Origin of the sequence: Xanthomonas sp. NCPPB 3582, from assembly GCF_041475735.2 — a bacterium.
Classification (GTDB): domain Bacteria; phylum Pseudomonadota; class Gammaproteobacteria; order Xanthomonadales; family Xanthomonadaceae; genus Xanthomonas; species Xanthomonas codiaei.
The window spans coordinates 864,316-881,169 of sequence record NZ_CM192968.1; the positions used below are offsets into that span (position 1 = coordinate 864,316).

12 protein-coding genes and 2 other RNA genes are annotated in these 16,854 nt (G+C 65.8%); 4 read left to right on the forward strand and 10 right to left on the reverse strand.

Features of this window, described 5'->3' with window-relative positions; genetic code table 11:
* Positions 1-168 precede the first annotated feature (168 nt).
* Positions 169-1,314, forward strand: coding sequence for a hypothetical protein (locus tag ACCQ05_RS03695; protein WP_372392963.1), 1,146 nt, complete (start codon positions 169-171; stop codon positions 1,312-1,314).
* A 77-nt stretch (positions 1,315-1,391) separates the two neighbouring features.
* Here the strand turns inward: ACCQ05_RS03695 and ACCQ05_RS03700 are convergent.
* From ACCQ05_RS03700 to ACCQ05_RS03730, 7 genes are all read right to left on the reverse strand, one after another.
* Positions 1,392-1,467: non-coding RNA, sX9 sRNA (locus ACCQ05_RS03700), on the reverse strand.
* A gap of 125 nt (positions 1,468-1,592) precedes the next feature.
* Positions 1,593-3,464, reverse strand: coding sequence for an XVIPCD domain-containing protein (locus tag ACCQ05_RS03705; RefSeq protein ID WP_372392964.1), 1,872 nt, complete (start codon positions 3,462-3,464; stop codon positions 1,593-1,595).
* Between the two features lie 106 nt (positions 3,465-3,570).
* Positions 3,571-4,329, reverse strand: a complete 759-nt coding sequence (locus ACCQ05_RS03710) for a hypothetical protein (RefSeq protein WP_372392965.1) — start codon at positions 4,327-4,329, stop codon at positions 3,571-3,573.
* Between the two features lie 348 nt (positions 4,330-4,677).
* Positions 4,678-5,202 carry a lactoylglutathione lyase gene (gene gloA, locus ACCQ05_RS03715; protein WP_372392966.1) on the reverse strand — a complete coding sequence of 175 codons (525 nt, stop codon included), beginning with the start codon at positions 5,200-5,202 and terminating at the stop codon, positions 4,678-4,680.
* A gap of 255 nt (positions 5,203-5,457) precedes the next feature.
* Positions 5,458-6,882, reverse strand: a complete 1,425-nt coding sequence (locus ACCQ05_RS03720; RefSeq protein WP_372392967.1) for a copper resistance protein B — start codon at positions 6,880-6,882, stop codon at positions 5,458-5,460.
* A gap of 2 nt (positions 6,883-6,884) precedes the next feature.
* Positions 6,885-8,666 carry a copper resistance system multicopper oxidase gene (locus ACCQ05_RS03725; protein ID WP_372392968.1) on the reverse strand — a complete coding sequence of 594 codons (1,782 nt, stop codon included), beginning with the start codon at positions 8,664-8,666 and terminating at the stop codon, positions 6,885-6,887.
* A 223-nt stretch (positions 8,667-8,889) separates the two neighbouring features.
* Positions 8,890-9,339, reverse strand: coding sequence for a CopL family metal-binding regulatory protein (locus ACCQ05_RS03730; RefSeq protein WP_372393917.1), 450 nt, complete (start codon positions 9,337-9,339; stop codon positions 8,890-8,892).
* A 91-nt stretch (positions 9,340-9,430) separates the two neighbouring features.
* Here ACCQ05_RS03730 and ACCQ05_RS03735 point away from each other — a divergent pair, with 91 nt between their 5' ends.
* From ACCQ05_RS03735 to ACCQ05_RS03745, 3 genes are all read left to right on the forward strand, one after another.
* Positions 9,431-10,534, forward strand: coding sequence for a PLP-dependent cysteine synthase family protein (locus ACCQ05_RS03735; protein WP_372392969.1), 1,104 nt, complete (start codon positions 9,431-9,433; stop codon positions 10,532-10,534).
* Between the two features lie 85 nt (positions 10,535-10,619).
* Positions 10,620-12,644, forward strand: a complete 2,025-nt coding sequence (locus tag ACCQ05_RS03740; RefSeq protein ID WP_372392970.1) for a M3 family metallopeptidase — start codon at positions 10,620-10,622, stop codon at positions 12,642-12,644.
* Positions 12,645-12,925: 281 nt separating this feature from the next.
* A complete protein-coding gene (locus ACCQ05_RS03745) occupies positions 12,926-13,462 on the forward strand; it encodes an SH3 domain-containing protein (RefSeq protein ID WP_372392971.1) in 537 nt (178 codons plus the stop codon).
* 3 nt (positions 13,463-13,465) lie between these two features.
* Here the strand turns inward: ACCQ05_RS03745 and ACCQ05_RS03750 are convergent.
* The 3 genes from ACCQ05_RS03750 to ACCQ05_RS03760 all read right to left on the reverse strand — a co-directional run bounded on the left by ACCQ05_RS03750 (position 13,466) and on the right by ACCQ05_RS03760 (position 16,841).
* Positions 13,466-13,541, reverse strand: a non-coding RNA gene (locus tag ACCQ05_RS03750) — sX9 sRNA.
* 215 nt (positions 13,542-13,756) lie between these two features.
* Positions 13,757-14,212 carry a GIY-YIG nuclease family protein gene (locus ACCQ05_RS03755; protein ID WP_372392972.1) on the reverse strand — a complete coding sequence of 152 codons (456 nt, stop codon included), beginning with the start codon at positions 14,210-14,212 and terminating at the stop codon, positions 13,757-13,759.
* A gap of 64 nt (positions 14,213-14,276) precedes the next feature.
* Positions 14,277-16,841, reverse strand: coding sequence for a Tle-like phospholipase domain-containing protein (locus ACCQ05_RS03760; RefSeq protein WP_372392973.1), 2,565 nt, complete (start codon positions 16,839-16,841; stop codon positions 14,277-14,279).
* Positions 16,842-16,854 lie beyond the last annotated feature (13 nt).

Sequence of the window (16,854 nt, forward strand, 5' to 3'; positions counted from 1 at the left end):
CGACTGCGATCGCCGATGTCCTCGCGCACACTATCCCGGCAGGCCGATCTGCCGGGTGGTGTGCCATTACCCGGCAGATGACGGCACTGCGCAGTTGATGACCATCGCGTCGATGCGCTGCATGGGGGACATGCAGCGCATCGCCATCATCCATATGGACGGGAACACATGAAGACGTATATCGCGGCGGTGCTGTTGGCACTGCCCGGGCTTGTTGTTGCACAGGACGTGCCACCGGGCTATGCCGGCCAGGGTGGAATGACGCTGCAGGAGATCGATCCTGCCATCTATGCGTATCACTACGACCACGGCTTCGTGGGCGAGGATGCGATGGGTTGGGACCCCGCACTGCAATTTGCCTGGTCGCGCATCGCTGCCGCCAAGGTCTGTGCGCAGCAGTCGCCTTTCGATGCACTGATCGCCAAGCTGGTGGAGCAGTACGGCAAGGATGCGGTGGTGCATCAGATCAACGGTATCGGCTTCCATGAAGCGCAGATGCGCGCCGCCAGCACGTTCTGCACGCCGACGCGTAGCGCAGAGGCCACTGCGGTGGTGCCTGCGTTTGCGGGCGGAGATTTTTCCACGGCAACCGCCTATGCGGCGGCGGCCGAGGCGGGGACGGTTTCGCTTGCTGCAGCAGAAGGGCAGCCATCCTCACAGGCGCACGCCGATGCAGGCGCCGTCATTGCACCGTCGGCAGATTGGGCGTTACGGTTGCCGTTGCATACCGTCATGCGTGTGGGTTCCAACGGTCAGCCCAATGGCGATGAAATGCTGCGCGTGGTACGTCGCGGGCATACCGGAGCGGTCGTGGGATTGCAGATCGCGACCAGCTTGTTCGCTCGCGGCATCGCTGTGTCGACCTTCAACAAGGGGCAGTTGAAAGGCGAGAAGATGGAAGGCGTGGGCAATCCTGGTTATCAATTGCAGCGCGATGCAGTCAACGCACACCTGAAAACCTACTTTACCGGGCATCCAACAGCGCTTCCGGTGGATCCGTTTCCGCTGCATGTGCTGATTTCAGATTGGCTGCTGGTGTACCAGAGCCTGGCCGACGCCAAGTCGCCTTACGAACTGCGCTATGCAACGACGATCGGCGGCGAGCGCAGTGGCTTTCTGAAGCGCAAGGCAAACCCGGTCTCGCTGGATTGCGTGCCGACACCGCGCACTGCCTCGCTGGAAGAGTGGGAAGCGAACGACTACGCGCTGGTCAAAGAAGCCGCACAAGCCTATAGCGACGAGTGTGCAGCGAAATTCGCCGAGCGCTTGCCGCAATGGTTCCCGGACAGGGAGGCTGTTGCGGCCTCCAATTGAGCGCCGGAACGGTCAACGACGGACATCCGATCCCTGTGGCGAACTGAAAACTCTCGCTCCTCGCGCATGCTTGGAGCGGCTACCAAAACGTAGCGAGCGCTCGTCAGGTGGGTGCGGACGGCGCGGAGGAACCGCAGTGTACGCGTGGTACATGTCGCACCGAGCACCGACCGCGCCCGCCTGGCGGCCGCGCAGTCGTTTTGCTAGCTGCTCTTGAACCAAAACGGGCACCGATCGATCCATCGATCGGTGCCCGTCTGTTCTGGTCTGCAGATGTATCAGGCGATGCTGCGTGCCTGGCTGCGTTGCTGCTCTTGCTGATCCTGGACCTGTGTGTGCGTTTGCGACTGCGCATCCTGCCGGACGGCATTGCTGCTTTGCTCCAACGGGCGTTCTGCAGCCGATGCCTTGTCCGTATAGATCCGCTGGTGCGCGGGGTCGCTTGGCTGACCCTGTACCGCGAACAATCCGGTGCCGTCCTTGCTCTGCATCACCGCATCGATGCGCTGCAGACCGCCGACCTTGGCTTCGAACGCCAATGAACCCGCTGCATTCTCAAGTGCACGACGGTTGGCGAATGCAGTCGGACCCAGCTGTTCCAGCTTGCTCACGGCCTGGTTGTACAACGGATTGTCGGGATTGGTCTTTTCCGACAGCAGGGGCGTCTTCTCGGCCTGCTTCAAGGCCTTGAGCGTATCGCTGCCCACTACGCCGTCATCCTGCAGTCCGTGCGCGCGCTGGAATGCCTTGACCGCTTCACCTGTCCGCTGACCATAGGCACTGTCGGCCTTGAGTTCGTTGCCATTGGCGTCTTTGTAGCCCAGCTGCTGCAAGGTCTGCTGCAGTTTCTGCACCTCTGCGCCATGCGCTTTTTCGCGCAGCACCCCGGGGGTCTCCGCCGTCGCCTGCGCATGCACGGGCTTGTGCGCGTTGCCGTCGTGAGACTGCTGCCTGCTCTGGCTGCGGTCCTGCAGCAACTCGCGCGCCTCGGAAAGCGGGTCGCTGGCATAGAGCTTCACGCCCCTGGCATGCTTGCGCTCAAGGTAGGCATCCAGCGAGCTGAGCTCGACCCCCTCACCGCCGCGCGACTGGCTGATCTTGAGCTCGCCATTCTTGGGATCGCGTACCACCATGGTGATATGGTCGATACCCTTGTAGCGTCCTTTGTCCCAACTCTGCGGGCCATTGTCCTCGCCGATGATCATGCCTTCTTTGAGGTTCTGGGCAGTGACATCTTTGCCTTCGATCAGCACGCCCGAGCGCTGTTCGGCCTTGCGCAGCAGTTCGGAGGCACTGTCGAAACCAGGGCTGAACTTTTCGTTCTTGCTGAAAATGGCTTTGCCGGCGCCCTTGTTGATCTCGTCCATGGTCGCGTTCTGCATCTCGACCACCCAGCCAGAACAATCGACTCTGCCTTGGTCAGGATCTTTTGCGCCCAGACCGTATTTGACGTGATCGTACTGATGGGTCAAGTCGTAGGCGGCGTGGAGCGCGATGCCGTGTGCTGCGGCTTTTTCCGGCTGGGCAGGTGCGGACTGCGTTGGCGCAGGTTGCGACCCTGACTGCTGTCTGTCCGAGACGGGCTCGATTCCTTTTTCAGGAATACGGATACGGTCCATCTTCGTATCCCAGTACTGCACGAACGTCTGCGCCATGTCCTTGTCGGACATGCGCCGGAACGTTGCCGAATCGACACCCGTCAGGGACTTCAATTCTTTTTCGCCCACATTGTTGAGGATGTTGGCGCGCGTGCTTTCGAGGCCAAAAGATCCCGTGGCGATTGCGGTCTGGAGAGAGCGGTAACCACCGGCGCCCTGCTGATGCGCCAGATACATGTCCAGGCCATCAGGCGCAGGTTTGCCCGACAGGTAGGGCCGGCCATCGCGTGCGTGCCGGTCAACCAGGCTCGTCCGGTTATCCAGATACAGCCGCGCGGCTGCATCGGTGTTGGCCACCGCATCCAACTCGCGTCCGGCGATACCGTATTGTGCGGCGGTCGGAGGCGTGAACTGAAACAGCCCTTTTGCACCACCGGCTCCGCGGCTGGCCAACTCGTCGAAGGCGCCGCCAGTCTCTACGTGGGCAAAACGCAGGAAGTCGTCACGCGGGATATTCCGCTCGGCCGCTTCGCGTTCGATGATGTCGAGCACTTGGGCTCGTGAGTAATTCGTCGGCATCGCTCAAGGTCCTTGATTGAGTGCTGCAGCCACGTGGCTGCAGCGGTACGCCGCCCGAACCAATTCCTTTGGCTCTGTATTAAGGGGTCGGCAAATACGATTTCTGGGCCGCATCGTAACGGTATACAACGGTTTCGTCACCCCCGTTCGTCGGCGGGTTGGCCGAAACCGTTACCCGCAACGCGGGCAGGCCGGCCTGCGGAACAAACTCAAGCGTGCTGGTGTTCTTGATGCAGGGGATCTTGCCGGGCGCGTCCTCGCCACAACTGGCGCCATTGTCTTCACCGGCCGGGATATTGCCGATGTAGGTCCAATGCGTGTCGTTGACGTCCTCGGTTTCCTTCGGGTTGAACACGAGTGCGTCGTAGGAAAGGATCCGTACGCCCGACTGCAGGCTCCAGGTCGGCACGGCCAGCACCAACCGACTATCGTCGGTGACGAAGGTCTGTGGTTTACGCGTCGTGTCGACCGTGTTGGCCTGTTCCATACCGCCGAACTCGCCAATGTAGGGTTCTGCCCCAAGCAGCTTCCAGGGCGTTTTGCTTCCCGGTTCGCTGGTCACGAAGGTGGCGTGGGCCAAGGTCACCTTGGTGCCTGGCGCGGGGTAGTGATTCTCGCGCTCGGCGCCATAAAGCTCGGGCGTTTCCCAGGCGAAGCCGGTGTAATAACGCGTACCGCCGAGTTCGAATTGAAAGCCGTACCAGTAATTGATCCAGCTGCCATTGGCGACTTCGTAGGAGGTTGCGCCGTCGCCATCGACGTTGCTGATGAAGTACAGCACGCTGTCCGGGCGGGGCGGCTGCAGCTGTTGGGTTGAACCCTGGGTCGCGTCCTGCATGGGGGAGGCATCCTTGTCTGAAGGTCGTGCGGCAGTACTGGCCGCGGGGGGAGTCACCTTTGAAGCCGCGGCATCCGGTGGCGCCGGCTTGCACGCGGCGATCGTTGCTAGCGCAAGGATCAGTGGAATCTTCCTGACGAGCATTCGGGTGCATCCATTGCGGAGGGCGGCGAAAGTCTACTCCAGCGCGGCGTTGTGTCCAGTCGTCGCGCCAGGCATCGCGCAACCGGGGCGCCAGTCGGGCGGGTGGCATCCTGGCAGGGCCGCGCGAGGTTTTCAGCGCGGCGCTGCGGCGGTTGAATTGCCTGCCCGTTGCACGGTGAGGGTTGGCGGGTGTGGCTTGCGTGATTACGCCAACGGGGTATTGGAAATGATCTCCACCCAATAGCCGTCCGGGTCCTTGATAAAGGCCAGGTGCTTCATGCGGCCATCTTCCAGGCGCTTCTGATAGGGCACCTCCAGGCGGTCGAAGCGTGCGCAGGCGGCGTGGATGTCCGGCACCGAGACGCAGATATGACCGAAGCCGCGCGGGTCGCTGTTGCCGTCGTGATAGACCGGCCCGTCCTGGGTTTCGGTGCCGTGGTTGTGGGTGAGCTCCAGCACGCCGGGGATGCCGGCCATCCACAGCCGCCGCTGGTCGTCCTGATCGGGAATGGCGGTGGTGTCGGGCACCAGGGCCAGAAAATACAGGCTGAATTTTGCATCGGCGAAGTGGCGGGCATCGAGTAGGCGGAAGCCGAGCACGCGGGTGTAGAAATCCAGCGAACGCTGGGCGTCCTTGACGCGCAGCATGGTGTGGTTGAACACGAAGCCACGCGTGTCGGCGGGGGCGGCGCTGGCGCCGGGTACCTGTTGCAGGTCGCTCAAAGGCATGGTGGTCTCCTCAGGTGGAACGGGTGCGCGGGCCATGCGCGCAGGACGGGCAGTTTAGCGGGGTGCGGGTGGGCGCCATGTCTGCGGTGCGCCATGGCGTGTTGGGCCATGGCGTGTGTGGATGTGCGGCGTGCCGGACATGCGGTTGCACGGCAGATTGCCAGTTCGCTGGAACGATTGCGGCTCACGCCTGCCTGCACAAACGAGCGTGAGGCAGCGTGGTGCCGCCGCGATGACGCAGCCGTGCATCGCGGGTCAGAACCAGAGACGGATGCCGGCAACGAACTGGCCTTCGCGTGGGCGCTCGCCTTCCAGCGCGGCGCGTCTGGCGGCATCGCCGAAGCTGCGGGTATGCACCCAGCCGATGTAAGGCGCGAAGCGGCGGGTAAACTCGTACCTCAGTCGCAGGCCGGCTTCCACCTGTTCCAGACCGCTGGAGATGCCACGGCGATCATCGTCGGTGAGGGCGATGTCCGCTTCCACGCGCGGCTGCAGGATCAACCGATTGGTGAGCAGAATGTCGTACTCGCCTTCCAGGCGCAGCGCGGCGCGGCCGGCGCTGCCCAGGTACAGCGTGGCTTCGGTTTCGAACTTGTAGGGCGCCAGGCCCTGCAGGCCGACGGCGGCCCAGCTGCGGCGATCACCCGGGGCAAGGTCCTGGCGTGCGCCGACCAGCAGGTCCCACCACGGCGAGATGGCGTGGCCGTAGAAGGCCTCCAGCGACGCGGATCGGGTGCGGCCGCTGTCCCGCTCGCCCTCGCTGCGCAGCCACAGGCGGTCGATGTCGCCGCCGATCCAGGCACGCGCCTCCCAGTCCTGGCCGGTGCCGCGATCTGTATCGACCGCTTCCAGGCGATCGAGCAGGACGTAGTGGTTGATGCCTGCGCCGTGCATCGTGTGTGCCTGCAGTGGCGCAAAGGCCGCGGCGATCTCTTCGGCGGTCGGTGCTGGAATCGGTTCGCGTGGCAGCACCATGCCAACCGGCGATGCAGGCGTGGGTGCGGCGTGTGCATGATGGTCCATCGAATGATGCTGCATGCCGTCATGCGCGCTCGAGCCGTGCTGCATCATGTGGTGGGTCATCGGAGCAGGCTGCGTTGCGCGGTGATCCGTCACCTCGTGATGCACCTCGCTCTTCATCGACCCCTGTGTCGCCGCGCCGTGCTCCAGCGCCTGCGGATTCGCAGCAGCCTGGTCGGCGGAATCGTGGCCCATCGCCTCCATCGCACCGTGGTCCATCCCGGCGTGATGCATGGCGCCATGGTCCATGCCGGCATGCGACATCTGCGAATGATCCATCGGCGCTACAGCGTTCTGGCCTATCGGCTGACTGTGCTGATGCCGGGGGTGTGCAGGCCCCGTCGCTGGCGGCGCCGCCGACGGCGCAGCAGCATCGTTCGCGGGAATGCCCGAGGTCTCCGGTACCGCCTGCGTTCCACCAGGATGCTGGCCATGCACAGGCGTCATCGCAGGCATGGTTGCCTGTGGGGAGGCCGGCGCAGCAGCCGTCGCTGCCTGCGAGTCTTGTGCGGCCGGCGCGCCTGCCGTGCCGTCGGTCTGCAGCGCTGCTGCAGGCTCGCCATGCGCAGCGGCGTTCATCGCATGATGCGTGTGGTCCTGCGCGGCCAGCGTTGCGCTGAACAACCAGGTGCCCACCACCAGCGGGCGTAGCGCGCGCATGTTCATGCCTCCACCCGCACTTCGCGCATCATGCCCGCTTCCATGTGGTACAGCAGATGGCAGTGATAGGCCCAGCGGCCCAGCGCGTCGGCGCGGACGCGATAGCTGCGGCGCGTGCCCGGCGGCATGTCGATGGTGTGCTTGCGCACCTGGAAATTGCCATCGGCATCTTCCAGGTCGCTCCACATGCCGTGCAGGTGGATGGGGTGCTGCATCATGGTGTCGTTGACCAGCACGATGCGTAGCCGCTCACCGTAGCGCAGCCGCAAGGGCTCGGCCGAGGCGAACGCCACGCCGTCGAACGACCAGGCGAATTTTTCCATATGCCCGGTCAGATGCAGTTCGATCTCGCGCCCGGGGTCGCGGCCATCCGGGTCCTCGAACAGGCTATGCAGGTCGCCGTAGCGCAGCACGCGGCGACCGTTGTCGCGCAGGCCGATACCCGGGTCGTCCAGACGCGGTGCGATGGCATTGCTGCGCATGTCGATCAGCGGGTTGCCGTCTTCGCTGGCGGCGTGGTGCGGTGCGGTGTCGTGCGCCTGGGCGTGATCATGCGAGTGCATGGTGTGCATCCCGTGCGCGGCCTGCATGCCGGGTGCGCCATGCATTGCCGGAAGCGCGTGCTGCATGCCATCGCCATGACCCATGTCCTGCATGGTCAGGATCGCGCGTGGGTCCAGCGCCGGGATCGGTGCCTGCAGGCCGTGGCGTACCGCCAGCGTGCCGCAGGCGAAGCCGGTGCGACCCATGTCCTGCGCGAACAGGGTGAAGGCATCCTGGCCGGTGGGCTCGACGAGCACGTCGAAGGTTTCGGCCGCAGCAATGCGCAGCTCGTCCACACTGACCGGGTGCACGTATTGGCCATCGGCGGCCACCACGGTCATGCGCAGGCCGGGGATGCGGAGGTCGAAGTAGGTCATCGACGAGCCGTTGATGAAACGCAGCAACACCTTTTCGCCCGGCGCGAACAGGCCGGTCCAGTTGCCGGCCGGCGCCACGCCGTTGAGCAGGTAGGTATAGGTGTTGGCGTTGACGTCGGACAGGTCGGTCGGGGTCATGCGCATGCGCCCCCACATGCCGCGGTCGGCCAGCGTTGCCCGCAGACCGTCCTCGCGCGCATCGCGCAGGAAATCGCCCACCGTGCGCTGGGCGTAGTTGTCGTGGCTGGGCATCTGCTTGAGCCGGCGGAACAGCGCGGCCGGGTCCAGGTCGGTCCAGTCCGAGAGCAGCACCACGTGCTCGCGATCGTAGCGATACGGCGGCGGTACCAGCGGGTCGATCACGATGGCGCCATACAGGCCCGCCTGTTCCTGGAACATGGAATGGCTGTGGTACCAGTAGGTGCCGGATTGACGCAGCGCGAAGCGGTAGTGGTACTCCTGGCCCGGCGCGATGCCGTCGAAGCTCATGCCCGGCACGCCGTCCATGTTGGCCGGCAGCAGCAGCCCGTGCCAATGCACCGAGGTGGGCTGATCGGGCAGGGCGTTGCGTACGCGCACGCTGACCGTGTCGCCCTCGCGCCAGCGCAGGATCGGTGCCGGCAGGCTCTGGTTGACGGTGATGGCCGGGCGCGTGCGCCCGGTGAAATTGACCGGCTGTTGGCCGATCTGCAGCGACTGGTTGCCGCCGCGCAGCACCGGCGTGGCCATCGCGCCGGCAGCGCGGGCATCGCCGCGCCACAGGCCGCTGGCGGCAACGCCGCCCAGGGCCAGGCCCTGTACGAAACGGCGCCGGCTGATTCCGTGATTGGCGGTTGGGGTGAAGACAGGAGTTTCGGACGACATGACACCTCCGGTGCGTCCACCGGACCGGCAGACGCAACGCATCGCTGAGAAATCCCGCATCCATCGATGCAGGGCCAAGCGCGATCAGGACAGCCAACACATCCGCGCGGAACAGCAGGAGGCATCGACGAGGTGGGGAGCGGGCGTGAGCACGCCGGGGCGCGAAATCACCGCGACCGTTGCACATACCCGACGCCGAGCGTCGCCGTGGTGTCGGCTGCGCTCAGCCGATGGGAGGTCGAACCGGCTGTTCGGGCAGCGGGCTGCCGCGCCCGTCGGCTGGAATCGCAGGCAGCGCAGGACGCCCCGGCAGGCCGGCAGGTACCGCGGGCAGGGTCAGCAATGCCAGGCTGCAGTGTTGCAGGCAGTCGCAGCTGCCGAGCTTGCAGCAGTCGGCTGCGTGCGCGTGGCTGGAGGTATCGTCCGGCTGGGTCGGTGCCGGCGGCGCCATGTCCTCATGACAGGGCATGGCCTCGGTGCCTGTCGCGTGCCCCGCCGCATGCGCGGCCATCCCCGCAGTCGGCTGCGGCATGGCCATTTCCGGCATGGCCATGCCCACCGACGCCCACGCGCCGGTGGCCGTGTTGGCGACCAGGCACAGGCACAGCAGCAGGCGGAGCAGGCAATGCAGCACGGGCGCTCTTGGCGGAAACAGGTGCAGCCAGCATACCATCGGCTCCCGACTGTTCGCCCGATGACCGCCCGCCGCGGGTATGCGCCCGGCGGCGGTAGAATTGGCGCCTCCTTCGTCGCACAGTCCTGCCATGTCGCAGCGCCAGTGGGTGGCCGCCGCCATCCAGAAGATCGAGGCCGATTTCAATCGTTCGGCCGATACCCATCTGATTCCCATGGACCTGCCGGGCTATCCGGGCATCGACCTGTACTTCAAGGACGAGTCCAGCCACCCCACCGGCAGCCTCAAGCACCGGCTGGCGCGCTCGCTGTTCCTGTACGCGCTGACCAATGGCTGGCTACGCGAAGGCCGCCCGGTGATCGAAGCCTCCAGTGGCTCCACGGCGGTGTCGGAGGCGTATTTCGCGCGCCTGCTGGGGCTGCCCTTCATCGCGGTGATGCCGGCCTCCACCTCGCCGGAAAAGATCGCCGCGATCGAGTTCCAGGGCGGGCGCTGCCACCTGGTGGAGCGCGCCTGCGACCTGGACAGCGCCTCGCACCAGCTCGCACGCGAGACCGGCGGGCACTTCATGGACCAGTTCACCTACGCCGAGCGCGCCACCGACTGGCGCGCCAACAACAACATCGCCGAATCGATCTTCAAGCAGTTGGCCGAAGAGCCGCACCCGATTCCCGAATGGATCGTCTGCAGCCCGGGCACCGGCGGTACCAGCGCCACCCTGGGGCGCTATGTGCGCTACCGGCGCCACGCCACCCGCATCCTGTGCGCCGACCCGGAAGTGTCGGTGTTCTTCGACGGCTACTGCCGCGCGGTGGACGGGCAGTGCCCCAAGGAGCTGGCCATCACCGGTGGCTCGCGCATCGAAGGCATTGGCCGGCCGCGAGTGGAGTCCAGCTTCATCGCCACCTGCGTGGACGCGATGGTGAAAGTACCCGACGCGCTGAGCCTGGCGGCGATGCGCCACGTCAGCGCCACGCTGGGCCGCCGCGTGGGCGGTTCCACCGGTACCAACTTCGTCGGCGTGCTGCAGGCCGCCCAGCGCATGCGCGAGGAAGGCCGCCAGGGCTCCATCGTCACCATTCTGTGCGATGCCGGCGAGCGCTACGCGCACAGCTACTACGACCCGGCCTGGTATGTGGCGCGCGCCATCGACACCGCCGACAGCGACGCGGCCATTGCCAGCGCAGTCAACGGCGGCGCGTTGCCGCCGCTGCCTTGTGCTGCGCTGGAATGACCGCCATATCGTGGCATTAGAGGGCGCCCGCGCCCGCGTGCCGCTCGTCCACTCCCCCTGATCCAGTCCACCGCCGGAGCGCTCCATGACCAACCCCTTGCTCGACCTGTCCGGACTGCCGTCCTTCGATGCGATCGGCCCCGAGCATGTGAGCCCGGCGATCGACCAGCTGCTGGCGCAGGCCGAGGCGGCAGTGAAGGCTGCCGAACAGGTCAGCCCGGTCAGCTGGGACAGCTTCGTGGTGCCGCTGGACGATGCCACCGAGCGGCTCTGGCGCGCCTGGGGGCAGGTGGGCCATCTGCAGGCAGTGATGAACACCCCCGAGCTGCGCGAGGCCTACAACAGCAACCTGCCCAAGGTGAGCCGCTTCGGCAGCGCGCTGGGCCAGAATCTGGCGCTGTACGCGCAGTACAAGGCGCTGGCGCAGTCTCCGGAAGCTGCGCACTACGATGAAGCCCGGCGCAAGGTGCTGGACAACGCGCTGCGCGATTTCCGGCTCGGCGGTGCCGAACTGGACGACGCCGCCAAGGCGCGCTTTGCGCAGATCCAGGAAGAATTGTCGGCACTGGCGGCGAAGTTTTCGCAGAACGTGCTCGATGCCACCGATGCCTGGTCGTACGTGACCGAAGACGACACCCAGCTGTCGGGTCTGCCGGCCGAAGTGATCGCCGCCGCGCGCGCCGCTGCAGAAAAGGATGGCGTACCAGGCTGGAAATTCACCCTGCAGATGCCGTGCTACCTGCCGGTGCAGACCGATGCCGACAACCGCGAACTGCGCGCAATGCTCTATCGCGCCAACGCTGAGCGCGCGTCCGAATTCGGCGATGCGGCGCTGGACAACAGCGCCAACATCGATCGCATTCTTGCGCTGCGCGCAGAGCTGGCGCAGCTGCTCGGTTTTGCCAGCTACGCGGACTATTCCATCGCCACCAAGATGGCGCAGAGCCCGGATGAAGTGATGGGATTCCTGCGCGATCTGGCGGTGCGTGCCAAGCCATACGCGCAACGCGACCGCGCCGAACTGGAAGCCTTCGCCCGCGACGAGCTGGGCCTGGACGAACTGCAGGCCTGGGATCTGGCCTACGCCAGCGAAAAGCTCAAGCAGGCGCGCTACAGCTTCTCCGAACAGGAAGTGAAGCAATACTTCACCGAGCCCAAGGTGCTGGCCGGCCTGTTCGAGGTGATCCACAGCCTGTACGGGCTCACGGTCAAGCCGGACAGCGCGCCGGTGTGGCATCCGGATGTGCGCTTCTATCGGCTGGAAGATGCGCAAGGCACGCTGGTGGGCCAGTTCTATCTCGATTTGTACGCGCGCGAAGGCAAGCGCGGCGGTGCCTGGATGGACGACTGCCGCAATCGCCGCGACACCGCCAACGGCGTGCAGACGCCGCTGGTGTATCTGGTGTGCAATTTCGGCCGCGGCAACGGCGATGCACCGGCCACATTCCGGCATGGCGAAGTCACCACGCTGTTCCATGAAATGGGCCACGGCCTGCACCAGTTGCTCACCCGTATCGGCGAGCTGGGCGTGGCCGGCATCAACGGCGTGGAGTGGGACGCGGTGGAGCTGCCCAGCCAGTTCATGGAGAACTTCTGCTGGGAATGGGAGCGCGTGCAGGCGATGACCGCGCATGTGCAGACCGGCGAGCCGTTGCCGCGCAACCTGTTCGACCGTCTGCTGGCTGCGCGCAATTTCCAGAGCGGCATGTTCACCGTGCGTCAGTTGGAATTTGCGTTGTTCGACATGCAGCTGCATAGCCGCTTCGACCCGGTGCAGGACAGCGTGCTGCAGCTGATCGAGCGCGTGCGCGACGAGGTGGCGGTCAATCGCCCGCCGGCATGGAATCGCTTCCCGCATCAGTTCAGCCACATCTTCGCCGGCGGCTACGCGGCCGGTTACTACAGCTACAAATGGGCCGAAGTGCTCAGTGCCGATGCCTACGCCGCGTTCGAAGAGGCGCCCGACCAAGTGGCCGACACCGGTGCCCGTTTCCGCGCCGAGGTGCTGTCGCGGGGCGGCAGCCGTAGCGCCGCAGACAACTTCCGCGCCTTCCGCGGCCGCGCGCCGACCATCGATGCGCTGTTGCGGCATAACGGCATGGCGGGCTGAGTCCGTCTACCGCGCAGCTGCCGTCGCTGGCAGGCGCTGCATTCCCATCGCATGTGTGCGCAGTGCGGTGAGGTGAGTTGCCGTGCAAGCGCAGCGGCATGGTCACGCCGGTGGCCGATGCGCGAATGGGTAAGCACATCAAGGAGAGTGCAATGCAGCGACGCTTGTCCTGGAGTTTGGGGCTGTTGATTGCAGCGGCGGTACCGGCCGCTGCGCAGCACACCGGTCACGCCAGTCGCCTGGCCGGCCTGCGCGCAGGCCCCGGCGAGGAATACCGGCGCGTGGGCGAAGTCAGCGCCGGCAACACGCTCAGCGTTTACGGGTGCCTGAAGAACGGCAGATGGTGCGATGTGCGTGCGCCCGATGCGCGCGGCTGGATGCCTGCGCAAGCGATCACGCTGGAGCGCGGCGATCTCGCGCGCGTGGTCCCTAAGATCGCGTTTTCGCTGGATCGCTATTGGGACGCGCATTATCGCGGCCGCGAATGGACCGTGGAGAGCGAACGCGCGCTGTGGCGTGACCATGCACCGGAGAGAGCGCCGGACCTGGAAGTGCTTGCGCCCGGGGAGGGCGTGCCGCCAACCGGCGCCTCTTCCATCGCAAGACGCATCAAGCAGGAGACACGCGCAAACACCGAACGGACCAACCGCGAGCGGGCCGAGATCGATGCGGCCATGACCGCGCAGCGCAAGCGGGAGCGAGCGCGGATGGAGTGTCGCAGCAGGCAGCGCGCTGCCGAGCAGCAGGCGGCCAGGGAGTCGAAGGGCCAACTCAGCATCGGGGCCTCGAGGGAGGATTGCGATCGGCTGCAGGAGTAGAGCGGAAACAGAATGTTGCGAGCAGTCGTGAGGTGTGGGTGGGCAGCGCACTCGGAACCGGAATGTACGAGTGGTCCATACGATTGCGAGTACCGCCTTCGCCGCCGCTTGTCGGCTGCGCAGTCGTGTGGTTGGCCGCCCCTCGGCAGCACGCTCAGGCGATGCCGCGCGGCGGCATCCGCTCACCTGTCCGTCTATCGCGACTGCAGACGGAATTCGGCGCAGATGGCGCCAGCGCAGGATGGTGCACGTGCACACCGGGCCGGTGTTGGCGCGTGCTCACGGTCGGCCGACTCAGGTGGCCTGCGCGTCGAATGGGTTCGGTATGTTGCTTTGTCGGACCTGGCGTTCTCCCACCTGTGACAGCTCGCCGGGAAATCCACAGGCGTACCCGTCTACGTCGAGCCACAGCGGATTCAATGCATCAACCAGCCTCCGTTGCCACGCATGCGTCCAACGGCGGATCTCATTCGCGCGTGCTCGCGCAGTTGCGGGGGCGTTATGCACTTCGAACCACACCAGCAGCAGCGGCATCACCTGGGGCCGGGGCAGGGTCGCTTCCTGTTGTTCGACGAGATGCCGGCACTGCTTGGCGACAGCGTTCAAGTCGCTGGCCACATCGATGTAGAAGGCGTCTCGCCGGGCATGTGCCAGCAGGTACACCACGGAAGGGCCATGCAGCAGTCCATGCCAGTCGGCATGTCCGAAAGCAGCAAATGCCGCGTTGGCCAGAGCGATCGTGTCCGTCATTTCCACCGCCTATCTCGCGCCGGCATGCGGGTCGATACTGGCGCCAAAATGTGGCGCATTACCCTCATATGATCGGCCCCGACGGGGATGGCTGATCTCGGCTGGCGTGCGCAATCGCCTCCTGCTGCCGCGCGGCTTCGAGTGTATGCGCCTGCACCTGCTGCATCGATTCCTGCACCGAGGGTGCCGTACCGGTCAGTGACATATTCACGCGCTTGGTGATGTCGTCGTAGTTCTGTGCAAAGAAGTTTCCGTTGACCACATCCACCCGTCCGCTCCAGCCGGGTCGGAAGCCGTCGATGTAGACAGCTGCGGTGACCTGGGTCAGGCGGTCCTCCGATAGCGGCGTGCCCTTGGTATCCAACCGATTCTTGACGTCTGCGTATAACGCATGGCCTGGATGCGCAGGGTCGCTGAAGGGAATCAGCCCCGGCGCTTGTCGTGCGTGGTCGCTTCCCACGGTGGCCTGCTCGTGCTGCGTGTCGGCCTTTTCCTGCCCTGCCAGCCGCTCGCGCTCCTGCTGCAGCGTCTGCTCCATGTGCAGTTGCCAATGGCGTTGCTGTTCCAGCGCCTGTTGCGGCTGCGCGGCGAGGTCCGGCTGCGTGCGCTCGGCGGCGCTTGCAACCGATGCGGCCACAGGTAGCGCCTGCACCGCGGTGCCGCGGTCGCCCGGTCCGGGCGCAGCGCCTTGCGCCTGAGCCTGATCCGGCGCGGCCTGCGCGCGCGCCTTGCGTTCGACATCCTGGATGAGCGCGTCCATGCTGGGCACCACCGTCTCGGTCATCAGATGCCTTTCTTTGGCCTCGTCCAGGCTCTGCCCCAGGTTGCCGGCGAACTCGCCCGTCTTGACCAGATTGAACAGGCCTTGCGGAGTGGTCGGGTTGTGCGTGGCGTAGGTGGCAACCGCAGCGGTGGCCACACCGGCCTGCTTGGCGTAGATCTCGGGCGCCAACGCCGATGCCGCCCCGGCATACCGCCCCGTTGTGTCCAGCAGCGCGTTCGCCTGGGCGCCTGCCGCAGTCCAGCTGGCATGCTCGGCCTGCCCAACCTGGCTGGCGGCGGTGCCGAGTGCCTGGCCTGTGTCCTGGCCACGCTGCCGGATCTGCCGGGCGTCATCGGCCGCGTCATTCAAACGCTGTGTGGCCTCGTTCTGCCCGCGTTGTTCCGCGGCCGCACCGGCCTGCGCCAGGCGCTCGGCTTGCGCATTGAGCTGCGCGTACAACGCCTGCGGCAGTATCCCGCCCAGCTCACGCAGCGCCGCCGCGCCCAGCGAGGCCGCTTCGCCCTGCACCTGCCCCTGCAGCCGCTCTGCGCCGGCCTGCACCTGGCCCAGGGCCTGACGCCCTTGCGCGGCGAATGCACCGGCCTGCTCCACGCCTTCTCCCGCGGCGGCCCCCAGCCGCTGGGCGGTACCCTGCCGGACCTGCGCTGCGGCCTGCGCCGCGTGCTGGGCCAGGTCGCCCGCGGCATCCAGCGCCTGGCCTGCCACCTGGCCCGACTCCGCGACCACCCCGCCCAGGCCGCGCCCCACCCGCACACCTTGCGAGGTGGCATGCAGCGCATCCAGCGCGGGGCCGGCGAAGTTGGAGACATCGCGCAGCGACAGCCGCGCAGGGCGATCGACGATGCCGTGGCCATCGGTGGCATGCTGCTTGGCCGCCAGCAGCGGTTGCATCTGGCCAGCGGCCAGCGGCAGCTCCTGCAAGAGCTGCGCGGTGTTGCCGTGTTGCAGCCGGTCCAGGAACGCGTGGGCGGCCGGTTGCGCATGCGCCGGCAACGTCGCATCGAGCTGACTGGCCAGCAAGGCCTTGGCTTGCGGCAACTCATCGAGCACGGTGCAGGTTTCCTTCAGCACCGCGCCGAGTTCTGCGCGCCGGAACGCATCCAGGCGATGGATATTCTGCTGGATGCCGTCGTTGAGGACCTCGCCGGTGACCTGGTAAGCGATGACGCTTTGTTTGGGGTCGTAGACCGGCAGCCCGTTTTCCTGGGCAAACCGCTGGGGGGTGAGCGGATGCAGGCCGGCGGCATTGAAGGTGGTGGTGCGCATACCTGTCACCGCCGCCGCCGCCGAGGCCATGCCGCCACCGAGGGAGTGGCCGGTGATTTCGAAGTCGAGCTGATCGCGCTTCAGAATGGATGCAAGACGCATCGCACGATCGTAGTAATCAGTCCTCAAGCCCACCGACTGCGGGAAGTTGTTGGCGACAAAATCTTCGCTGCCGGTGGGGCGTAGCCCATCCGGCGTCAGAACCTCGCCGGCCGAACCCTTGTATGCCACGGTGGGTTTGTAGCCGGGGCCAAGGACGGCAGGGTCGGGGAGGTAGATTTCGGCGCGGAAGCCTGAACGGTCAGGCTTCAGCAAGTCCCTTATCTGATCATCGGTTATGTTCAGCTCTGGCGCGAACTCGCGCAGCTTGTCCAGATGCTCGCTGGCGCGCATCCATCCGGGACCCGGCTGTCCTTCGCCTCTGGCCGAGTCGTAGACGTCGTCGGCAAGCCCGGCCATCTCACGGTCGTGATAAAGCGTTTGCAGTTTTTCGGCTTGCTGCCGGGCCTGCGGATCGCTGCTGGCCCGTAGTTGCTCGAGTGCGGCACGCTGCTGCTGGTGATCTGCGAGAGTTGGCATCTGAAAACTCCTT